At 45.7% G+C, this 20375-nt stretch carries 25 protein-coding genes and 1 pseudogene; 12 read left to right on the forward strand and 14 right to left on the reverse strand.

From position 1 onward, the window contains the following. Window positions 1-62: 62 nt before the first annotated feature. Complete coding sequence (locus QUA99_RS18435) at window positions 63-443, reverse strand: c-type cytochrome (protein WP_333239613.1); 381 nt, start codon at window positions 441-443, stop codon at window positions 63-65. A gap of 180 nt (window positions 444-623) precedes the next feature. On the opposite strand from QUA99_RS18435, the gene petG reads away from it, so the two are divergent. Continuing rightward, window positions 624-743: a cytochrome b6-f complex subunit V gene (petG, locus tag QUA99_RS18440; protein WP_015174208.1), complete on the forward strand. Its 120-nt coding sequence runs from the start codon at window positions 624-626 to the stop codon at window positions 741-743. Window positions 744-879: 136 nt separating this feature from the next. Here petG and QUA99_RS18445 read toward each other — a convergent pair whose 3' ends face one another. From QUA99_RS18445 to QUA99_RS18495, 11 genes and pseudogenes are all read right to left on the reverse strand, one after another. Then, a complete protein-coding gene (locus QUA99_RS18445; RefSeq protein ID WP_333239612.1) occupies window positions 880-1962 on the reverse strand; it encodes a glycosyltransferase family 1 protein in 1083 nt (360 codons plus the stop codon). Between the two features lie 86 nt (window positions 1963-2048). After that, window positions 2049-3119, reverse strand: a complete 1071-nt coding sequence (locus tag QUA99_RS18450; protein ID WP_333239610.1) for a glycosyltransferase family 1 protein — start codon at window positions 3117-3119, stop codon at window positions 2049-2051. Between the two features lie 228 nt (window positions 3120-3347). After that, on the reverse strand, window positions 3348-5486 hold the full coding sequence (locus QUA99_RS18455; RefSeq protein ID WP_333239608.1) for a glycosyltransferase: 2139 nt from the start codon (window positions 5484-5486) through the stop codon (window positions 3348-3350). 243 nt (window positions 5487-5729) lie between these two features. Further along, a complete protein-coding gene (locus QUA99_RS18460) occupies window positions 5730-6263 on the reverse strand; it encodes a hypothetical protein (protein ID WP_333239606.1) in 534 nt (177 codons plus the stop codon). 231 nt (window positions 6264-6494) lie between these two features. After that, the gene (locus tag QUA99_RS18465) at window positions 6495-7568 is read right to left on the reverse strand and encodes a glucose-1-phosphate thymidylyltransferase (RefSeq protein ID WP_333239604.1); all 1074 of its coding nucleotides are present in this window, start codon (window positions 7566-7568) and stop codon (window positions 6495-6497) included. 285 nt (window positions 7569-7853) lie between these two features. Further along, a complete protein-coding gene (locus QUA99_RS18470; protein ID WP_333239602.1) occupies window positions 7854-8564 on the reverse strand; it encodes a M15 family metallopeptidase in 711 nt (236 codons plus the stop codon). A gap of 128 nt (window positions 8565-8692) precedes the next feature. Continuing rightward, window positions 8693-8944, reverse strand: a pseudogene (locus QUA99_RS18475) (DUF5615 family PIN-like protein). Next, complete coding sequence (locus QUA99_RS18480) at window positions 8944-9120, reverse strand: DUF433 domain-containing protein (RefSeq protein WP_333343417.1); 177 nt, start codon at window positions 9118-9120, stop codon at window positions 8944-8946. Before QUA99_RS18480 ends, QUA99_RS18475 begins: the two are co-directional and overlap by 1 nt. An 88-nt stretch (window positions 9121-9208) precedes the next feature. Beyond that, complete coding sequence (locus QUA99_RS18485; protein ID WP_333239598.1) at window positions 9209-9310, reverse strand: DUF433 domain-containing protein; 102 nt, start codon at window positions 9308-9310, stop codon at window positions 9209-9211. A 124-nt stretch (window positions 9311-9434) separates the two neighbouring features. Next, entirely contained in the window at window positions 9435-10097 is a 663-nt protein-coding gene (locus tag QUA99_RS18490; RefSeq protein ID WP_333239596.1) for a class I SAM-dependent methyltransferase, read from the reverse strand. 119 nt (window positions 10098-10216) lie between these two features. Beyond that, a complete protein-coding gene (locus tag QUA99_RS18495; RefSeq protein WP_333239594.1) occupies window positions 10217-10525 on the reverse strand; it encodes a hypothetical protein in 309 nt (102 codons plus the stop codon). A gap of 427 nt (window positions 10526-10952) precedes the next feature. Between QUA99_RS18495 and QUA99_RS18500 the strand changes: the two genes are divergently transcribed. After that, complete coding sequence (locus QUA99_RS18500) at window positions 10953-11423, forward strand: MarR family transcriptional regulator (protein ID WP_333239592.1); 471 nt, start codon at window positions 10953-10955, stop codon at window positions 11421-11423. A gap of 163 nt (window positions 11424-11586) precedes the next feature. Beyond that, window positions 11587-13263, forward strand: coding sequence for an efflux RND transporter periplasmic adaptor subunit (locus QUA99_RS18505; RefSeq protein WP_333239590.1), 1677 nt, complete (start codon window positions 11587-11589; stop codon window positions 13261-13263). Window positions 13264-13327: 64 nt separating this feature from the next. Here the strand turns inward: QUA99_RS18505 and QUA99_RS18510 are convergent, their stop codons facing one another. Further along, entirely contained in the window at window positions 13328-13813 is a 486-nt protein-coding gene (locus QUA99_RS18510; RefSeq protein WP_333239588.1) for a GNAT family N-acetyltransferase, read from the reverse strand. A gap of 196 nt (window positions 13814-14009) precedes the next feature. Then, window positions 14010-14171, reverse strand: coding sequence for a hypothetical protein (locus QUA99_RS18515; protein WP_333239586.1), 162 nt, complete (start codon window positions 14169-14171; stop codon window positions 14010-14012). Between the two features lie 262 nt (window positions 14172-14433). Between QUA99_RS18515 and rpmH the strand changes: the two genes are divergently transcribed. From rpmH to QUA99_RS18560, 9 genes are all read left to right on the forward strand, one after another. Continuing rightward, window positions 14434-14571, forward strand: a complete 138-nt coding sequence (rpmH, locus tag QUA99_RS18520) for a 50S ribosomal protein L34 (protein ID WP_015174196.1) — start codon at window positions 14434-14436, stop codon at window positions 14569-14571. A 42-nt stretch (window positions 14572-14613) separates the two neighbouring features. Then, entirely contained in the window at window positions 14614-15018 is a 405-nt protein-coding gene (gene rnpA, locus QUA99_RS18525) for a ribonuclease P protein component (RefSeq protein ID WP_333239584.1), read from the forward strand. Next, window positions 14990-15382 carry a PH domain-containing protein gene (locus tag QUA99_RS18530; RefSeq protein ID WP_333239582.1) on the forward strand — a complete coding sequence of 131 codons (393 nt, stop codon included), beginning with the start codon at window positions 14990-14992 and terminating at the stop codon, window positions 15380-15382. The genes rnpA and QUA99_RS18530 overlap by 29 nt, the downstream gene beginning before the upstream one ends. A gap of 204 nt (window positions 15383-15586) precedes the next feature. Next, window positions 15587-16735: a membrane protein insertase YidC gene (gene yidC, locus QUA99_RS18535; protein ID WP_333239581.1), complete on the forward strand. Its 1149-nt coding sequence runs from the start codon at window positions 15587-15589 to the stop codon at window positions 16733-16735. 11 nt (window positions 16736-16746) lie between these two features. Then, complete coding sequence (locus QUA99_RS18540; protein ID WP_333239579.1) at window positions 16747-17220, forward strand: R3H domain-containing nucleic acid-binding protein; 474 nt, start codon at window positions 16747-16749, stop codon at window positions 17218-17220. Between the two features lie 90 nt (window positions 17221-17310). Beyond that, window positions 17311-17823, forward strand: coding sequence for a YceD family protein (locus tag QUA99_RS18545; protein WP_333239577.1), 513 nt, complete (start codon window positions 17311-17313; stop codon window positions 17821-17823). Window positions 17824-17979: 156 nt separating this feature from the next. Then, entirely contained in the window at window positions 17980-19488 is a 1509-nt protein-coding gene (locus QUA99_RS18550; protein WP_333239575.1) for an AAA family ATPase, read from the forward strand. A 196-nt stretch (window positions 19489-19684) separates the two neighbouring features. Then, window positions 19685-20143, forward strand: coding sequence for an SH3 domain-containing protein (locus QUA99_RS18555; protein ID WP_333239573.1), 459 nt, complete (start codon window positions 19685-19687; stop codon window positions 20141-20143). A 35-nt stretch (window positions 20144-20178) separates the two neighbouring features. Next, on the forward strand, window positions 20179-20375 hold a 197-nt coding region (locus QUA99_RS18560; protein WP_333239571.1), incomplete at its 3' end, for a hypothetical protein.

Genomic DNA, 20375 nt, shown 5'->3' on the forward strand with positions numbered 1-20375 from the left:
TCGAAGCACGGGTTTCGAGGCTCTGCCAAAGAAGGGGAACGAATTCCGTTCCCCTTCTTTGGTCAAATTTGTTCGAGGTATTTCAGCAAGTCGGCCATTTCTTGCGGACTCGGCTGAAACTGCGGCATTGGTGGGGTTTGCCCGCTCGTGACTTGCCGGATCAGATCGAATTCGGATTTGCGCTCGGAAACTCCGTGCAAGTTGGGCCCGACTTGACTGTCTGAAACGGATATGTGACACCCCGCACAGTTCATTTGAAAGATGGCGGAACCCTGAAATGGGTTGCCCGTGAGGGACAGTACGCTTTTGACGTAAGGATCGGCGACTTGAAACTGACGAATTGCGATCGTCGCCAAGATGATGGCAAGCAACACCGCTAGCGCAAATATGGCAAGTCGCTCGATCGGGTTTTTAATTTCATTCCTGGCAAATTGGTTATTCAAAGGAGTTCAATTAAAAATAGTATCTACAAGAAAATTTATTTCTCATAACATAGCTTAATCGTTCGCAGCGGGGAGAGCAAGGTCTGATACTCCCGGAAGGGCATTTTTGGGAAAATTCATCTGTGTAAGTGCTGGTAATATTAAAAATAGGTTGTTAAATCTTAACTTTAAGGAGATCTCATGGTAGAACCGCTGCTTTCAGGTATTGTTCTGGGTCTAATCTTTGTTACTCTGTCGGGGCTGTTTTTTGCTGCTTATCAGCAGTACAAGCGTGGCGATCAGTTGGGTATCAATAAGTAAAAGGGGCTACAGTCCCTAACTTAAGCCCTCCGTCAAGGGAAGAGGGAGAGTGGGGGAGTGGGAGAGTGGGGGAGTGGGAGAGTGGGAGATTGGAAAAATCTTTCTTCTTCCCTCTTCCCTCTTCCTTCTTCCTTCGTTAAAGATATCGATCGAGAATAGCAGCAGTTTCCAGGCCTGTTTTTTCCCAGCTAAATTGTTTTGCTCTGGCCAAACCGAGCTCCCGCAAGTGCGATCGAACTTTGGCATCCACTGCAAGCTGGTGCATAGCAGAGGCAATTTCCTCGACGCTGTAGGGGTTGACCAATAATGCTGCACCCCCAGCCACTTCTGGCATTGAAGACAGGTTAGAGGCGATCGCAGGAGTGCCGCAGGCCATTGCTTCGAGCACGGGGAGCCCGAATCCTTCCCAAAGACTGGGGAAAACCAGGGCGATCGCTTGGTTGATGACTTTGGGCAAGTCGGCTGCGGGGAGGTAATCTAGAAATTTTACTCGATCGACCAATCCCAATTCTTGAACCTGCGCCTTCAGCAGCGGGGTATAGCGTTTGTCTTCCGAACCTGCTATCCACAATTCGTACTCGGAATTATGATGCAAAGCAGCAAAGGCTGCTACAACTCGCTGCAAGTTTTTATAAGGATTGTGGCGACCGATATAAAGAAAATAATTGCTTGTTGGCAAGTCTAGAAAACGGAAAAAACTGGTATCGTATCCGGGGAAAATTGGCGTAATTAAATTAGTAGGAATCTTGCAAAAATTATTGATATCTTTAGCAGTTGCTTCCGAGTCGCAAATGACGTGTTCAGCCTGCCGCAGCACTTGGGGAATGTAGTAGCGGTGGTAAGGTGTCAGAGGATCGAAGCGGCGGGGAAATCGCAGCGCTATCAAGTCATGTACTGTAATTATATAGCGGCAACCTGCAAATAGAGGAGCTTCTGGAATTGGGGAAAATAACAGGTTAGATTTTAGCTGTTTGTAAATTTTTGGGAGTTGGGTTTGCGTCCACAGCAATCGGTTGATGTGTCCTTTGGTTCCTTGTTCGGGTGTTAAATTGGCGGGAATTTGGTAGCAGTTATTATTGGGAAATTTTTCGGCTGTTAGTAATGTTGGGTTGAGGGATTTTAGGTGGGGAAATAGGTTTTTGGCGTAGATGGCTAAGCCGGTTGGTTTGGAAATTAGGAAGGAGAGGTTGATGAGCAGGTTGGATTGGGAATTGGGCATGGGATAATATGTAGATTGCGGTTTTTGGTGGGAGTTTTTTTAACCGCAGAGGGCGCAGAGGACGCAGAGAGGAAGAGAGGGGAGATTTAAAGATATTGCTGTAATATGTTGGCGGTTGCTTTTCCGGTTTTGTTCCAGCTAAATTGAGACGATCGCGCTAAACTAGCTTTTTTTAAGTTCGATCGCACTTTTGAATCTGTGGCTACTGTTTGCATGGCTTCGGCTATTTCTGGGACGCTGTAAGGATTGACTAATAATCCGGCATCTCCGGCTACTTCTGGCATTGATGACAGGTTGGATGTGATGACGGGTGTGCCGCAAGCCATTGCTTCTAAAATTGGTAAGCCGAATCCTTCCCAAAGTGTAGGGAAAACTAGGGCGATCGCCTGATTCATCAGTACGGGCAATTGAGAATAGGGAACGTAACCGAGAAACTTTACCAAAGATTGTAAACCTAATTCTTCAACTTGTGCTGTCAACTGCGGCGTGTAGGCATTGGGAGGCCCAGCTAGCCACAATTCGCAATTTGCGCGATCGGGCAAACTCGCAAATGCAGCAATTAATCTTTCTAAGTTTTTGTAAGGATCGTGTCTGCCTGTATAAAGAAAATAATTTTTGGCGGGCAAGTCGAGATATCTAAAATTAATATTATCGCAAGCTAGGGGAATTGCGGTCATCTTTTTAGGCGGAATTTGGAAAAAGTTAGCAACATCTGCCGCCGTTGCTTGAGAATCGCAAATAATGTGTTCGGCTTGCCGCAAAACCTGCGGTATGTAGTAGCGGAAATAAGCTGTTAATCGAGAAAACCGTCGGGGAAAGCGCAAAGGAATTAAATCGTGAACTGTGACGATGTAGCGACAGCCAGAATACAAAGGTGCTTCTGGAATTGGGGAAAATATCAGGGTTGACTGCAATTTTTGGTAAATTTTTGGTAACTCAAACTGAGTCCACAGCAGCCTATTAACTTGTCCTTTCGGGCCGCGATCCGGTGTCAGAGTTTCCGGGAGTTGATAGCAGGTATAATTTTCAATTTGCTGAGAAACAAGTAATGTGGGTTCTAGTTGTTGCAGTTGCGGGAAAATATTGGCTGCGTAAGTCCCGATTCCGGTTGGTTCGGGAGTTAAAAAGGATAAATTGATTAACAGTGAATTAGACATGATTTTATGAAACAGAATTTATCCCAATTGTAGGGGCTGGTTTTCCAACAATAATTGCCTAAAACCATAATCTCCTAAACCCGCCCCACCCAACGAACAATCAAAATGTACATTTTTATGGTTGCACAGAAGTCAGATTTGATGTAATTTATTGGCGGTATATGGGCGGGTTTATATAAATTGTTTGTAATCATTAAATATTGTTGGTAAAACCCGCCCCTACGCAATTTATCGATCGCGATCGCGATCGAGCATTTGAGCTATATCGGCAGGATTTGGCAGCCGAATTGTAGCATATTCTTGGTGAATGATCTCAAAAAAACTCTTGACTTTTTTATCGAAACGTGCAAGTCTAAAGTTCTGACTGCGCTGCTGTGCACCAGCTTGAAGTTCTGCTAGCAAATCGGGATTAACAATTAGTTGATGTGAATGCTGGCATAGTTCCTCCACAGTATTGAACAAAAAGCCCGATCGCCCATGTTCCACAATTTCCGGTTGACCGCCGCCGTTGAAAACAATCGGAGCACAACTATTTTGCATGGCTTCTACAGTCGCCATCCCAAAATGCTCAAATCTTTGAGGATTGACTTCACCCAAACCGCAGCCGTGCCAAAATATGCTCGCTCTAGCATAAAGTGATTTTACCTCATCGAAGTCAGCATTCACTTTTAGCTCGATCGCCCTTGAATCTTGCTTCAATAAATTCTGAACCGTCTTTAAATAAGGATTTTTTGGAATGCTGCTGCCGGCTAAAACTAGCCGCCATTCTTGAAATTCTTCAGGATAATCTGCTAGCAAACTGCGGAAAGCTTTAATTAGTTCAATTTGTTTTTTTGTTCCCCCAGCTTCAAACTGTCCCACAGCCAAAATTATTTTTTCTTTCTGCACTTTAACTGTTGCCATTTCTATCGGCGGATAAAGCATAAAAGTTGGCTGTAGGTTCCAGCGTTTCTCCAACCACTTAACAGTAAATTGACTGTTGGCAATAATGAAAGTGTAATCATCGACAGCAAAGTGACGGTTGCGGAAGGTATTGGGAAAGTGGCAGAAAAATAGTGATATCGGCGACAGTGGTTTAACTTTTTCCAGTTGGTTGGCGTTGATAAAAATATCGTAATTTTTGCTTTCTCTGGCAATTTCATCAAAGGGATTTTCCATATCTTCCACGATGATGCTGGAATCGATGCACTGCATTCCGCGTTTCTCGTAAAACGCCAAGGGCATAATTTTAATTTTGCACTCTGAAAGGTTGAGTCCGTACCACGATTCTAAGTCGGAAACAGCAACTGGTTTGTTGGCGATAAAAGTAATTTCAAATTCATTTTGCAGCAGCGAGGCGAGAGTAGCGACGTATTTTTGACCGCCGCCGATAAAATTCAGTCCGTGATCGTAAATGGCGATCGACATTTTGCGATCGCCCCGAACCACCTGCAACCGAGATAAAATGCGATCGACCTTCATCCGACTGTAAATCACCGCCAACTTTTCCGACAACTGCGGAATTACAGTTTCGATGATTTCCGGTTTTTGATAATCTAGAAGTTTTTTAATAGCTACAAATAAACTCTCGAACAGCAAATCGTACTGCTTGTTAGTAAAAAAATCCGAAGTGTGAATTGCTTTGACTAATTGCAAAGGTTCGTGTTTCGCCAAATACAAAAACCGATTTCGGTTGCAGAAATACTCGGTAAGTTTGCTTCCTTTACTCGAACCCCGATACTCGTGATGGGCGATCGCTGCGGGAGTATAAAGCATTTTCCAACCGAGTTTGTGGCAGCGTTTGGCAAACTCTACATCTTCAAAATACATCACAAAATCTTCATCTATCGGCCCGACATCTTCCAGACATTCTCTGCGGAAAAGCACCGCCGCCCAACACAGCCCTTCGACTTCCCGTTCTGTATCGTACTGTCCCGAATCTTTCTCGCCAAAGCCGACATCTTGCCAATAAAAATTAGGTAATTGCTGAATGCCTGCGCTGTTAATTCGCCCGTCTTTAAACAGCAATTTGCCGCTAGTCGCACCGATTTTCTTATTAGTTTCTAGGATTTGGACAAGAATCTCTAACCAGCGACTGTCAAGGGTAGCATCGTTATTTAGAAAGCCGATATATTGCCCTTTTGCTTCGCTGATACCGAGGTTCAGGGCTTTCGCAAAGTTGTTGGCGGAGTTGACAAAAATGCGAACTTTCGGAAATAGTTCGCGCAGGGAGTTAACGGAATCATCTTGAGAACAATTATCAATTACAATTAAATCTAGCTGCTGTTCGGGATACGCAAGTTTTTGTAGAGATTTTAAGCAATCTTTCGTGTGGCGCAGACCGTTATAGTTGACTATAATTAACGAGCATATTGGCAGTGCAGTCATTCGATTTTAGATTTTAGATTTTAGATTTTAGATTGAGTAATTGAAGGATTGAAGAATTTTCGATTTGGGATTTGGAATTGAATAATTTTAGATTGAGTAATTGAAGGATTGAGGAATTTTCGATTTGGAATTTGGGATTTTCGCTTGATAAATTGAATAATTTTATATTTTTGATTGAAGCATTGCTCTCGCGAATAAATCTGGGGCATTGTGACCGAATTATTTTGGGTCATCTTTGATGCTTTATTTTTGTCGATCGAGCAATTGAGCGGTAATCTCCTCTAAAATAGCAGTATGTTGCTGCTGTACTGCTTTAATTTGCTCTATTTCCGACTGAAAGGCTGCGATCGCATTTTGTTGAGTCTCAAGCTGTGCTGTAACTTCGAGAGATCCGCTGCTGAATTCGGATTGAATTTTTTTCTCTAGGCTTTGTTGATTTTCTTGCAATTTTTGCAATTGAATGCTCAATGTTTGAACGACGCGGGTATTAGCGAAATTGTAAATTACTTGTCGTTCGAGTACGGGTCTGAGTAATTTTCGGACTATTTTTCTAACGGCTATGACTGCCGAACCCAGCCGTCTTTGGTAAGAGGTAATGGGGATGTTATAAATGTCGAAACCCGCCTTTAACAGGGCGATGTCTTCGTCATCTTCATTTTGGGCGATCGCACTATTTTCTGTTCCCGACAGCGGCGGCTCAGCAATACCAATTCGCGGCTCCAAAGTTTGTCGCAATTTATGTATTATCTGTTGAGTTGGTATTTCTTCGTACTGCAAACTTTCCTCTCCTTGAGATAACTTACTATGACTTATTATGGAACAGGCATCTTTGCTATTTCAATCCTTGTAACTAATTGTGAACAGGCATCTTTGCTGTGTGAATAATTGTAATTAATTGTGGAACAGGCCGGAAAGCCTGTTCAAGGGCGGGCAGGATGCCCACCCCACAAGAAAATTTATCTCTTGTTAAATCAAGATTATTGCTTCCGATATTGGCAATATCTCAATTTAAGCTAACTCAATTTGACTGTCATCACCAATCATAAACCGCAGAGCTTTTGGACGAGCCGGTGCATTGGTCAGTTGAGCTCGCTGCCCGATCACGCTGTCAACAATTCGCTGTTGAATGCCAAGTATTTTCGCACCTTGCAATATGACGCTGTGTTCGATATCAGCATCAATCATCGTCACGCGATCGGCAATACTGCTGTAAGGCCCGATAAAGCAATTTTCAATGCGGCAATTTTCCCCAATTACCACTGGCCCGCGAACTGTAGAATTAATTACCTCCGTTCCTTCCCCTATTTGCACTCGCCCGATAATTTGACTTTTGGCGTCTACTTTTAATTCTGTTGAAGCTACGATACGGCTATCTAAAATGATTTGGTTTGCACTCAGCAAATCGTCTTTTTTCCCCGTATCCAGCCACCAACCCTCTAAATTGCAGGCTTCTACGTGTTTTTCCTGATTGATGAGCTGTTGAATGGCATCGGTAATTTCGAGTTCGCCCCGGGGCGAAGGTTGAATTTGATCGATCGCCTCGTGGATAGTAGGAGCAAAAAAATAAATTCCCACCAGTGCTAAATTTGACGGCGGAACTTTTGGTTTTTCTACTAACTGCAAAACTCGCCCGTTATCATCAACTTTTGCAACACCGAAAGCAGAGGGATTGGGAACTGGACGCAGCAAAATCAGGGCGTCTAGTTTTTGCTTGTTAAAAATCTCTAAAAACGGATCTAGCTGATTTTGAATTAAGTTATCTCCCAAATACATAATAAACGGAGAATCGCCCAAAAACGGTCTGGCAATTTTCACGGCGTGAGCGAGTCCCGCCGGCTCTGCTTGCAAGATATAAGTAATTTTTGCACCGAAGCGAGATCCATCTCCTGTTTTCGTCTTCACCTCTTCCCCGGTTTCGGGACTAATAATAATCCCAATATCCGTAATCCCAGCCGCCACAATTCCTTCAATTCCGTACCACAGTATCGGCTTATTTGCTACAGGAACCAATTGCTTAGCACCCGTATAGGTGAGGGGACGCAAGCGTGTTCCTTTGCCGCCAGAGAGGATGAGTGCTTTCATGGGGTGAACTCTGAGTTATCCTTTAGGGTTTGCGGTGCTGGCTTGATTTGCCTGCACTTGTTCGCTCTTGTTGATTTTAAAACACTCCTACCCCGCTGGCAATAGTTGTCGTGTCTGATGATACAAATTATTTATGCCGATCGAGCTTTTATAGTCCGGGACGCATAGAGTGTCAGAAACCAGGTTTCTTGCCGAAGAAAGCACCTAAAAGCTGAGGTTTTTTGTCAATAAACCCGGTTTCTCAAGCTTGCGAGTGCGCCAGTCCAGATTTAATTGCGTACCGTTTTAATAGCGACCGTATCGAGCAATCAATTGATTACCACTATTGTTTTGATTTGTCAACCAAGCCCACATCTGATCGCCCAGACAAAAATGCCACCATTCGTTAGGATGCTGCTGAAAACCCGCATTTATCATCGCATTTTTTAAGATTTGCCTGCGGCGGTGATATTCCTGTTTTTGCGGCTCCTTGCTATTACAAAAATAATCGGGATAAGAACGTTCTGATATTTCATCAATCGGAGAACCCATATCAATTTGCCGATTATTTTCATCCACTAAAGTTACATCTAAAGCTGCGCCTGTACTGTGAGGGGGAGGTGTCGCGCCATCGAGGCTCGGCACTGCCCAAAATTGATATACGTGTTCTATAATCACTTGGCGTTTGTCTTCGGAAACCGGAAATTCGCAGCCTTGAGCTAGAGCAATTTGATTGAAAGTATAATCCACCATAAATTGCTGGACTTCCACCGGCCGATAAGCATCAAATATCAGAATTTTCCAATTTTGATAATTTTGCTTGAGCTCAGTTTGAGCTGCGATTAAACTATCTACAACTCCTTGCCGCAAATAGTAAGGCGAATCTGCTTTGCTGTTGTCATAGGGAGCACCCAACTTTTGATAGGGGTGCGGGATTTCAAAGGCAAAATGTTCTGGTGGAATCGGGACTAAAGGTTCGCCGCATTCGTCTATTGCTATTTGCTGATATGGTTTCATATCAAGGTTTTACTCTACTTTATTACTGATGAAGTACAATTGTATCGCAATTCATTTCTATCAATGAATGAATGTTCCTGAAATAGTTCAGCAAACTGCGGCAAATTCTTCATAAATAAGTCTATAAGTTAGTTATTATTTATGTTGCCTGTCGTCAATATCCACAGCTTGTAAGGTTGCTGATTAATCATAAATGAGTCGAGAAAATCTCTATCTTTGGTGACAACAATTCTGCTTTCTTGGATTTAAAGCAAGTTAATTTCTGAATCGGGAGTTGCGTTTCGTCGAGGTAAATCCTTAGTATGAATAGTATCGCAACCAGCAGATTGCAGCACACGCGCCAGACGTACTGGTAATTGTGCATCTACCAAAATCTTCATTACACTAATACTCGGTATATGCTTTTCACTTGAGTCAGCCGCGCGGCAAATAGCAAAGCAGCTAGAATATCCTCATGTTCTAAATCGTCATAGTCATCTATAATTTCTTTAGCATTCATGCCAGAACTGAGTAATTCAAGAATCAACTCTAAGTAAGTCTGTGGGAAAAAACACAACTGTGTTAAGAAAAATAAATGAGGCTGAAACCCTCTTCCCTCCTGCCTTCAGCATAGCTGCCTCCTGCCTCATTCCAACTACAAATATTTACGCCGTTCTACTTACTGGATATCGGAGACCGCGAATACAGGGTTTTCCGTGACAGATATTGGGATCGAGTGTGATGCGCTGCAAAAGTTGGTTTTCCATATTTTAGGAGCAAATATTAAATAGATCCTAACCTAAAAAGCGTAGCTTTCGATCGGTTTGTAGTAAGGACTTTAGTGCTTTCAATCTCCACCTAAAGTCCTAAAGTCCTTACTGCCAAAAAATCCTAACTTTGGCGGTAAGCAACTACCGCATAAAACGGATCGCCGCTTCCTATTCGCAGCATTTGCATAAAACTCGGCAAGTTAGGTTTGCGAACTATTACTTCCGGCTTGCTAAATCCGGGTATATTCGCTCCTTTAACAGAATCAAAGTAACTCTTGACTAATTCTACCCGATCGCCCTCCGAACCTTCCCGCCAAGCCGCGATCGCCTTTTGATAAAACATCCGGTTGGAAAAACTCATAATTGCTACGCCACCAGGCTTCAAAATTCGATGAATCTCTGCAAAAATCGCATCTGGGTATTGCAAATACTGTATCGAAACGCAGTTGACAACTGCGTCAAACTCTGCATCTGGCAGCGGCAATTTGGGATTTGCGTTCAAATTTTGCACAAAATAATGATTCAGCCTGCGATTTTTTGCCAACTCTTCTTCATTCATGCCGTGCCCTTCCACATGGGCAAATTCCATCTCGTCTGGCAAGTGAGAAACCCAACTGCTCATCATATCAAAAATCCGAGTATTCGGTTTCAGCCGTTCCCGATACAAATCGGTTAGTTGCTGAATGAATCCATCGTCTACGTGAGTCACAAACCGGGGATAGGAATAGAACAAATTGTCGTCGGTATCGTCTAACTTGGTACGCTGATTTCCTTGGAGTGGCATAACGTGCGATGTGCGATCGTAACTTTACTCTTCTTATTTTACTAATAATTAAGAAATGTAAATAGATTCCGCAGGATGGACTTCCGGCACTCGCCCGCTCCAATCTTAAATCATCCCCTTCATAGTCTACTCAGTATTTCTTTTATGCAAGACTCTGCTTCATTCAGCTTGTCACCACAGCATCCGGCTCGTTTATGCGTTGATGCAGGACTGAGAATAGCTGAACGAGCGGCTTCAAAATAAGGCATGAGCTGGCTCTTTATAGACGGATCGATCGACTCATCTTTTTTTAAATCATCACACAGGCTAGACAGTGCCCATTTGGCATCACTCATCATTGTTGTTTCGTAGGCTTCTTGCACCTCGGATTGGGCGTTGTTTAATTGCTGAAGGATTTGATGCAATTTTTTTCTTTGCTCTTCGGACATCACATTCATCACTCCTTGAGAGACTAACTTATATAGCAATAGAACAAATTATCGTCGGTATCATCTAACTTGGTGTGCTGATTTCCTGGGAGTAGCATAACGTGCGATCGCAAACGTAATTTTACTCTTCTTATTTTAGTAATAATTAAGAAATGTAAACACGTTTAAAAAAAATTTAGCTGGTTTTTGCGATCGAGCGTGGGCGATCGCCCTCATTATACCAATCCTGAAAAATAAAGCTACAGATAGTTTTGACCAAGTAAGGCCAAAATAACAGATATCCGACTTTTGAAAGAAGTCCGGGATCTGACAAGGGTGAAGAATTGGCATTTTACGTAAATCCGATCGCCGAAAATCTGTTGACGCCCCCTTGACAAAACCCAAAAAGTATCATACTCTAATAATACGAACACTAAGTAATAAACCGATGGTTACTACATCAACTGTCGATCGCATAAATCTAGCTCAGTGGCACGAAGTTCTCGCCCCCCAAAGCCTGGGCTACCGGATCAAACTGCTGGGGCAGCTAAGCAGCCGCCGACTGCAAGAGGTACTCGAACCCTTCGGGCTGACACCTTTTCACTGGCTGGTACTGTGCTGCTTGTGGCAAGAAGACGGTTTACCGACTTCCAGCATTGGCGACAAACTGCAACAGGTAGGCGGGACTCTGACAGGCGTGCTCGATCGCATGGAAGAAAGATGCCTAGTCCGCCGCGAGAGAGACACGCGCGATCGCCGGATCTGGCGCATTTGGCTGACAGACTCCGGCAGGGAACTGCAAGAGGTATTGCCCCCGCTGGTAGCTGCAATCAGAGATCGAGCTTTCGATGGCATTCCAGAGGCCGATCGAGAACTCTTTTCCCAACTGATCGATCGGGCGATCGTCAATCTCTCCTAAACCGACAAATCGCTCTTTTGAGTGAAGCGCAGCAGCATCTACCTCCACTAAATTACAAATAATCGCAAAATACTACGCATTCTTAAAACAAGCAGTCTTACTAAATAAAAACTACGTACCCTAAACAAACGACATCTTACTAAACTATCAGGAGTCAAATACCATGAAAGGCACAAACGAAATCAACCCAGCAGAATTCAACGGTAACGGCAAAGCAGTCGCCGTATTAGAAAAGCCGATCGACGACACCCAAGCTAAAAGCCTACCCGTAATCCCCGCCCCAGAGACAGAAATCAACGCCCCCGCCGAGGTCAAAACAGGCGCAGAAACAGAACTCCAAGCACCCCTGCCGGCGGCTGCAACACCCAAGAAAAAAGCCCCGAAAGCGTTGATATTAGCAGCGCTGGGCCTAGGGGCGATCGCCGCAGGCAGCTTCGGCTACCGCTACTGGCAATACGCCTCCATCCACCAAGAAACCGAAAACGCCACAGTAGCCGGACACATCCACCAAATCAGCAGCCGCGTCAACGGTACTGTCAGCGAAGTCTTGGTACAAGACAACCAACAAGTGAAACCCGGACAACTGCTGATTGAACTCGACCCCCGCGACTACCAAGTTAAAGTCCAACAAGCCCAAGCAGCCTTAGAAAACGCCCGCCGCCAAGCCGAAGCAGCCGAAGCCAATATTTCCCTAGCCTCTCAAACCAGCCAAGGCAAAACAGCCCAAGCCCAAGGAGATATCAGCGGTGCAAACGCTGCGATTTCCACCGCCCAAGCAGCACTCAGAGAAGCCCAGCAAGGCGTACCCGCAGCAGAAGCTACCGTTGCTGAAGCCGAAGCCGGCGTACCCGCCGCCCAAGCCAAAGTCGCCCAAGCCGAAGCCGGCATTCCTCAAGCCCAAGCCAAAGTGACGGAAGCCGAAGCTGGCATTGCCGCAGCGCAAGCTCAGCTAGTACAAGCCCAAGCCAACCTCGTCAAGACGCAAGCTGATTATAAACGGTACGAAAGCTTGCAGTCTGAAGGTGCGATCGCCCGCCAGCAGCTAGACGCAGCCAGAGCCGCCTACGAAGTAGCTCAAGGCCAAACCACCGCAGCCCAACAAGGAATTGCCCAAGCTAGAGCGCGGTTAGCCCAAGCCAAAGAAGGCGTAACCGCAGCCCAAGCAGCAGTAGCCCAAGCTCAAGAAGGGGTAAAACAAGCTCAGTCCCAAGTAGCGCGCGCCCAAGTCGGCGTCGCCAGCGCTCAAGCTAAAGTCACCTTAGCGCAAGAAGGTATCAGCACCGCCGAAGCCAAACTTGCTGCATCAAAGGGCGGATTGCAACAGGCGCAAGCTACGGGAGAGCAAACTAAAGTCAGCCGATCGCAGTATGATGCTGCTAAAGCTGCGATCGGGCAATCGGAAGCTGCCGTTAAAGACGCTCAACTGCAACTTTCCTACACGAATATCACCGCACCAGCCGCCGGACAAATCGGCCGCAAATCCGTTGAAGTCGGGCAGCGGGTGCAGCCGGGAACTCCGTTAATGGCTATAGTAAGTAACGATTTGTGGGTAATTGCTAACTTCAAAGAAACGCAACTGGCAAATATGAAACCAGGCCAAAAAGTAGAAATCAAATTAGATGCTTTTGGCGGCCGCAAATTTGAAGGTCATCTCGATAGTTTCTCTCCTGCTTCTGGCGCTCAATTCTCCTTATTGCCTCCCGATAATGCTACGGGCAATTTCACCAAAGTTGTGCAGCGGATTCCGGTAAAAGTTGTGTTTGATGCCGAAAGCATTAAAGGCTACGAATCGCGGATTGCACCGGGGATGTCTGCTACGGTAAATGTTGAACTGAAATAAACGAAGAACCCGGATGTTGACACGGAATTACGCAGTTTCTTGCTCGTCTTCCATCCCTGCGGATCTAAAGCTTCTTGAAGTATCTGGCGACTGGTAACACCTCGAAGCCCACCTTTTCGTAGGTACGACGTGCTCTTTCATGACCGGGATCGCCTCCGGTCTCAACCATAGCCACAGACATCCCAGCATCTTTCATCCAATCCAGAGCAAATTCTATCAGAGCGGTGCCAATCCCTTGACCTTGAAAGTCTGGATCGACAGCAACCATGTAAATTTCACCCATACTGTTCTCCGAGTGTAGTTTTACGGCTACAAAGCCCACGGTTGAACTAGCGTCGATGGCAACCCATACATTTGTGTCCTCCGCAGCGCAGACATCCTCGACAGCCTTTTGTTGGCTCACGCGCCAATGATCGGGATAGAATGCCCGGTAGACATCAGCGTTCAACACGTTCTGAATAGAATCAAAGACCGGAGCCCATGCTCGCAGCGAAAGACGAATGACTGCATCAAGTTGATGAGCGTCGTAAGGTTCAATTCGGATTTCCATATTAACTCCAGGTCGGAAGTCTTTGCTGATATTTTACCGGGTATTACGATCGTCCTTGCAATATCATCCGTGTCTCCGTGCTATCGGTGTCGTGCTGTTGTTCTGTTTTGTCTAATAGACATCTCGAGAAAAGCCAGCTTTGAACAGACAGGATGCCTGTTCCACAATAATTATTTGAGATGTCTAATAGATATGTTTACGGAATAAATAACCTACCTGCTCCCATATAGTCTTGGATATCGATCGCGATTTCTACAAGCTTTTCAACACAACGCTCTCGACAATCATATTCGTTAACGCGATCCGGAGCGCCAATGGTAATAATGGGAAATGAAGTTCGCTCATTTTCTTCCTGCATCACCTGTTCCAGAGATTCTTCACCCTCCCAAAACTACATCCATATTACTTTTTTCTGGGAATTACCCACAGGCTAAGAAACCCGATTTCTTCGATAATCTCAATTGGGATACGAAATATCTCCAAGGAAACCCGGTTTTTGGGAATTACCGACAAACTAATATCCTGAATTTAAAAATATTTGTAAACTGAACAACTGTATGGTAAACTAGAAGATTGTGAATATTAATCAAAAGTAAAGTAACAAGCCCGGAGAAATCAAAATGACACAGCAAACCCTGCACGGAACCAGCCGCAAAAGAAAAAGAACATCCGGTTTTCGCGCCAGAATGCGTACCGTAACCGGTCGATTGGTAATCAAAGCCCGCCGCAGCAAAGGTCGCCACCGCCTCGCAGTCTAGCACTGCATCAAGGTTGAGAGGCCTCAACGATCGCCCTACGCCATGTTGCCCGAGACAAACCGACTCAAGCACCGAAAAGACTTCAGCGCCGTATACCGCAAGGGAATGCGCCGCAATTCCGCTCATTTCAGCTTAAGAGCTCTGCGCAAACCCAAAAGCGCCGAATTTGCGAAACCGACAGCCGAAAAATCCTTGCATCCCACTCGCACAGGCATTTCTATCAGCCTGAAAGTCAGCAAGCGCGCTGTAGTCCGCAACCGGATTAAGCGTCAGATTCGGGCAGCTTTGCGGCATCTACTGCCCCGATTAAAATGCGGGTGGGATTTAGTAATTGTCGTGCGTCCGATCGCACAAGAGTGCAATTATGCAGAAATTCTGCAAGAATTAGAGCAGTTGTTGGTAGAAGCCGAGGTACTAAATGGGAATTCGAGAGGAAGTATATTATGAAGGCGGTCCTGCGGCGGGAGACTTGATCCTCAATTTACTCCTGGGGCTGACTGTGGTGGGAATCCCCCTAGCAGTAGGAGCAATTGTCCGGGCTCTGTGGCTGCGGTATCGGATCACGAGTCGCCGAGTGTCGGTAACTAGCGGTTGGATGGGGGGCGACCAGACAGACGTTATCTACTCAGATATAGTCAAAATCGTCACAGTACCTCGCGGTTTCGGGACTTACGGAGACATGGTGCTCACCATGAAAAATGGCAGTCGCTTGGAACTCAGAGCTATTCCGAAATTTCGAGCAATGTATGACTACATTAACGAAAAACTGCCGGCAGCAGCTCAACAAGCAAACGCGGCCAAAGCTAAATAACCGAACGGCTTTACCCTCAAATCAGGGTAAACTCAGTGCGAGTATTAGCCAACTAATTACCACAAACCCGCAGACCGGGCGGTCGATCGACGGGCAATGTCCTAAGATAGAGACAAAACCCGAAAATTTGAGGCGGCTCGCGTTCAGCGGGTAAAAATAGTTCTCAACAGTAAACATAGAGCACCTAAATTAACGAACAAGCGAATGGATTTTGGTATCTCGTTTCTCTCCAACAACCTCATGCTCCCGATCCTAGATTTTTTCTACGGGATCGTGCCAAGCTACGGTTTAGCGATCGTAGCTCTGACGCTCGTGATTCGCTTTGCTCTTTATCCTCTCAATGCAGGCTCTCTTCGCAATATGCGGCGCATGAAAGTAGCCCAGCCGTTGATGAAAGAGCGAGTAGATCAAATTCAAAAACTCTATAAAGACAATCCTGCAAAACAGCAGGAGGAAATGAGCAAAGTATACAAAGAATTTGGTAATCCTCTAGCAGGATGCTTCCCGTTATTGCTGCAAATGCCAGTGCTGTTTGCACTGTTTGCAACGCTCCGGGGTTCGCCGTTTTCTGACATAAATTACAGCGTCAACGTTCAAGTTTTGCCGAAAGAACAAATCGAAACAGTTCAACCGCAAGCTTTTGCTACACCGCCACAAAATATTTACGTCACAGGTACTTTTCATGCTCCAGTTGTGGGCGTAATTCCAGGCGGCGACAAACTCGCAGTCGGCGACACAACCAAGATTAATTTTCAAACCCCAGAGGGCAAACCGCTCAAAGTTTTAGCGGCAGAAAATAAGAGCGAAATCGACTTTGAACCGCGCTGGAAAGTCATCAAAGGGGAAGAACTGGTAGCGGTAGATGAACATGGCAACATCACTGCCTTAGCGCCCGGTGAAGCCACAGTTCAAGGCACAATCCCCGGATTGGCTAGTAACAAAGGATTCCTGTTTATTGAAGCTCTAGGCCGCGTTGGCGCGATCGACTCAGACGGTACAATCCACTGGGATATTTTGGTGATGATCCTGGGCTTCGGCATCAGTTTGTATATCAACCAAACTCTTTCGGGACAAGCACAAGGACCAAACGACAACCCTCAACAGGCTACAGTCAACAAACTGACGCCAGTCATATTTTCAGGGATGTTTTTGTTCTTCCCACTGCCCGCCGGCGTGTTGATGTATATGCTGATTGCTAACATCTTCCAGACAGTTCAGGCGTTTATTTTGTCGCGAGAACCGCTGCCCGAAAACCTCCAAAAAATAGTGGACGAAGCAGAGGCGAAAACCAAAAAAGAACAAGGATTAGATGCACTTCCCTTTGAGCCCAAGCGTTCTAAGAAAAAGGCTTGATTTTAACAAAAATGAAAGATTCTCAAATGCAGCGCGGACAGCAATGGTTAGAAGAATTGCTAAAACTGTCCGCAATTCCTTCAAAAGTGGTATGCGAACAACAAGAAGATTGCTATTGGATGACAATAGATGAAAGCAATCTGACTCGAGAACAAGTAGCAATCTTAGTCGGGCCAAACGGTAATGTAATAGATGCCATTCAGTACCTCTGCAACACGGTTCAGAATATAGGTCAGGAAGTAGAGGAGTCAATTCCTTATACAGTTGAACTAAATGGCTATCGGATCCGCCGCCAAGAAGAATTGCGATCTATGGCAGAGTACGCAGCAGATCAAGCGCGATCGACTGGAGTAGAATTTGAACTCAAATCGCTGTCTTCGGCAGAACGCCGTCAAGTCCACAGCTTTTTGAGCGAATGTGAGGATATAGAAACTTACAGTCAAGGACAAGAACCCGATCGGCGTTTGGTAGTGCGGCTGCGCTGACGCTAAAGAAGGAAGAAGGAAGAAGGAAGAAGTTAAAAATTAACTATTCCTTTTGACCTTTGAATTCAAGAAGTAGGAAGGCAAAAGATTATGGAGACAATTTATATCCCTCATCTCCTCACAAAAACTGAGCGGAAAGAGGTCATTGATTTTGAAGAATTTATCCCCGATTTAGAAACTCTGACTCCGGTGCGGGGGCGACTGCAAGTGACTCACCAAGGGAATTATCTTGAAGTAAAGGCGAAAGCAGAAACAATTGTTACTCTCACCTGCCACAGATGCTTGAAACAATACAATCACCGTTTAGCACTCAACTCATCTGAACTAATCTGGCTAGAAGAAACAGCAAATCAGACAGATTCAAGTTCAGCAGAAATAGAAGTTGCTTTAGAAGACTTGGTGGAAAATTTGTCGCCGGGCGGCTATTTCTCTCCGGGCGATTGGGTGTACGAGCACATGTGTTTGGAACTGCCGCACAAACAGCTATGCGATGCTCAATGTCCGGGAATAAGTTTAAATGATGCAGAAGAGACAGAAAGTTCAGAAGCTGCATCGGACAGTCGCTGGGCCTCTCTGGCAGCACTTAAACGGCAATTGCCTTAGTCATTAGTCATTAGTCATTAGTCAGCAGTCAGCAGTCAGTAGCTAAGAACTAATAACTGTGGAATAAGGACTGCAAAAAAATCACATCGGCTAACATCTAATAACTAATAACTAAGGACTAATAACCAATGACTAATAACCAATGACTGATGACTAATGACTATTTTTAGCGACGAGTTTGAACTGCTGCTGCGATCGCGCTACCCCCTAATTTACATTCCCACACGGGAGGAAGAGCGCGTAGAAGTGGCGATCGCCCAATGCGCCAAAAAACAGGGTTCTCGCGCAGTCTACATCTGGGATTTTGTTGAAGGCTACCAAGGCAATCCCAACGATGCCGGTTTTGGCAAGCGCAACCCCCTGCAAGCTTTGGAATTTCTCGAAAAATTACCCGCCACCGCACCGGCAATTTTTATTCTGCGCGACTTTCAGCGGTTTTTGGAAGATGTCTCGATTTCCCGCAAGCTGCGGAATTTGGCGAGACTCCTCAAATCTGTACCCAAAAATATTGTCATCGTATCTCCTCTAATTTCGATCCCGGAAGACCTCAGCGAAGTGATGACTGTTTTGGAGTTTCCCCTGCCTGCGGCGCCGGAAATCAAAATTGAGGTAGAAAGGCTGTTAGGGGCTACCGGACAAGCCATTGAAGGGCGTTTGCTGGACGAAATGGTGCGCTGCTGTCAAGGGTTGTCGATCGAACGAATCCGCCGAGTTTTGGCAAAGGCGATCGCCACCAGAGGCGAACTCCATCCCGACGACGCGGAACTGATTTTAGAAGAAAAGCGCCAAACAATTCGCCAAACTCAAATTCTGGATTTTTACCCAGCCCGCGAAAATATCTCCGATATCGGCGGTTTGGACAATCTCAAAGAATGGCTGCTGCGGCGCGGCGGTGCTTTTTCCGATCGAGCCCGCCAATACGGTTTGCCACATCCCAGAGGTTTGTTGTTAGTCGGAATTCAAGGAACCGGAAAATCCTTAACAGCAAAGGCGATCGCCCACCACTGGCATTTGCCTTTACTACGCTTGGATGTCGGGCGCTTGTTTGCCGGATTAGTCGGAGAATCGGAATCCCGCACCAGACAAATGATTCAGCTAGCGGAAGCTTTGGCCCCCTGCGTGCTGTGGATTGACGAGATTGACAAAGCTTTTGGGGGATTGGACGGTAAAGGGGATTCCGGGACAACCAGCCGGGTGTTCGGGACATTTATTACTTGGTTAGCAGAAAAAACTTCGCCGGTGTTTGTAGTCGCAACAGCCAACAACATCCAGTCTTTGCCGCCAGAAATGCTCAGAAAAGGCAGGTTTGACGAAATATTTTTTGTGGGTTTGCCCAGCCAGGAGGAACGGCGGGCGATTTTTGAGGTACATTTGTTGCGGTTGCGATCGCACAGCATCAAAAATTACGATGTAGAGCGCTTGGCTTACGAAACTCCCGATTTTTCAGGGGCCGAAATTGAGCAAACTTTGATTGAAGCCATGCACATTGGGTTTAGCCAAAATCGAGACTTTACCACAGATGATATTTTAGAATCAGCTAGTCAGATGGTGCCTTTAGCCAGAACGGCTCAAGAACAAATTCAGTTTCTCCAAGATTGGGCCGCTGCTGGGAAAGCTCGCCTTGCTTCTAGATACGGCAGTTTGAGCCGCCGGATTCAGGGGTAAGCTTTTGAAGTCAGTAGTCAGTAGTTAGTAGCCTGTTGTCAGTTGGCAGTTACCAGATTTTACTCAACATTCAGCAGTCAACACTCAACAGTCAACCTTCTTCCCTCTTCCTTCTTCCCTCTTCCTTCTTCCCTCTTCCTTCTTCCTTCTTCCTTCTTCCTTCTTCCTTCTTCCTTCTTCCTTCATTTGCGGTTTTATGAACAGTGTATATAGCGTTTTCAAATTTTTAGTGGGTTTTCTGCTCGCGATCGTCCTGATGGCAGGTGCTAGCGTGGCCGCTGCACTTTACTTTGCCGCTAAGCTAACTACTGCGCCCGAAAAACCAGTTTTTTCTAACGACAAAACACCAGCTCAGGTTGCGGGCGCGGCACCGAAGTCAACAGCCCAGGCTAGCCCTGTTTCTACATCTAGCGATGCCCCGTCTCCCAAACCGCTGGAACCGGGAGCTTACCGCGCGATGGTGACTCAGCCGATCGGCTTAATTCTCCGGGATACTGGTAGCCGAGACTCGAACCGCATTGGCGGTGTTGGTTACAAGGAAAGAGTCGTAGTTTTGGAAGAGTCGCCCGACAAAGAGTGGCAGCGAATTCGCATTGAGGATGGCAATCGCGAAGGTTGGGTAAAAGGTGGCAATACTGAAAAAGTTGAGGAATAATAAATCGACAAAGAGGGAGATAAGGAAAGGGGGAGATGGGCAGACCAAAGGAAACCCAGTTAAATTCAACAGTTAAATTCATGCGTATATTCGTGTCCAAATCCCTGTCCAGCCCTTCTTCCTTCTTCCCTCTTCCTTCCCGTTTCCATTCTTTAGGCGTTGCTGAATCAGGGTATGAGACGAGAAAAAATGCGAGATTGGAGCCGAAAATGATTTCTGGGATTTTGATGGG

Source organism: Microcoleus sp. F10-B2, assembly GCF_036704965.1.
GTDB lineage: Bacteria > Cyanobacteriota > Cyanobacteriia > Cyanobacteriales > Microcoleaceae > Microcoleus.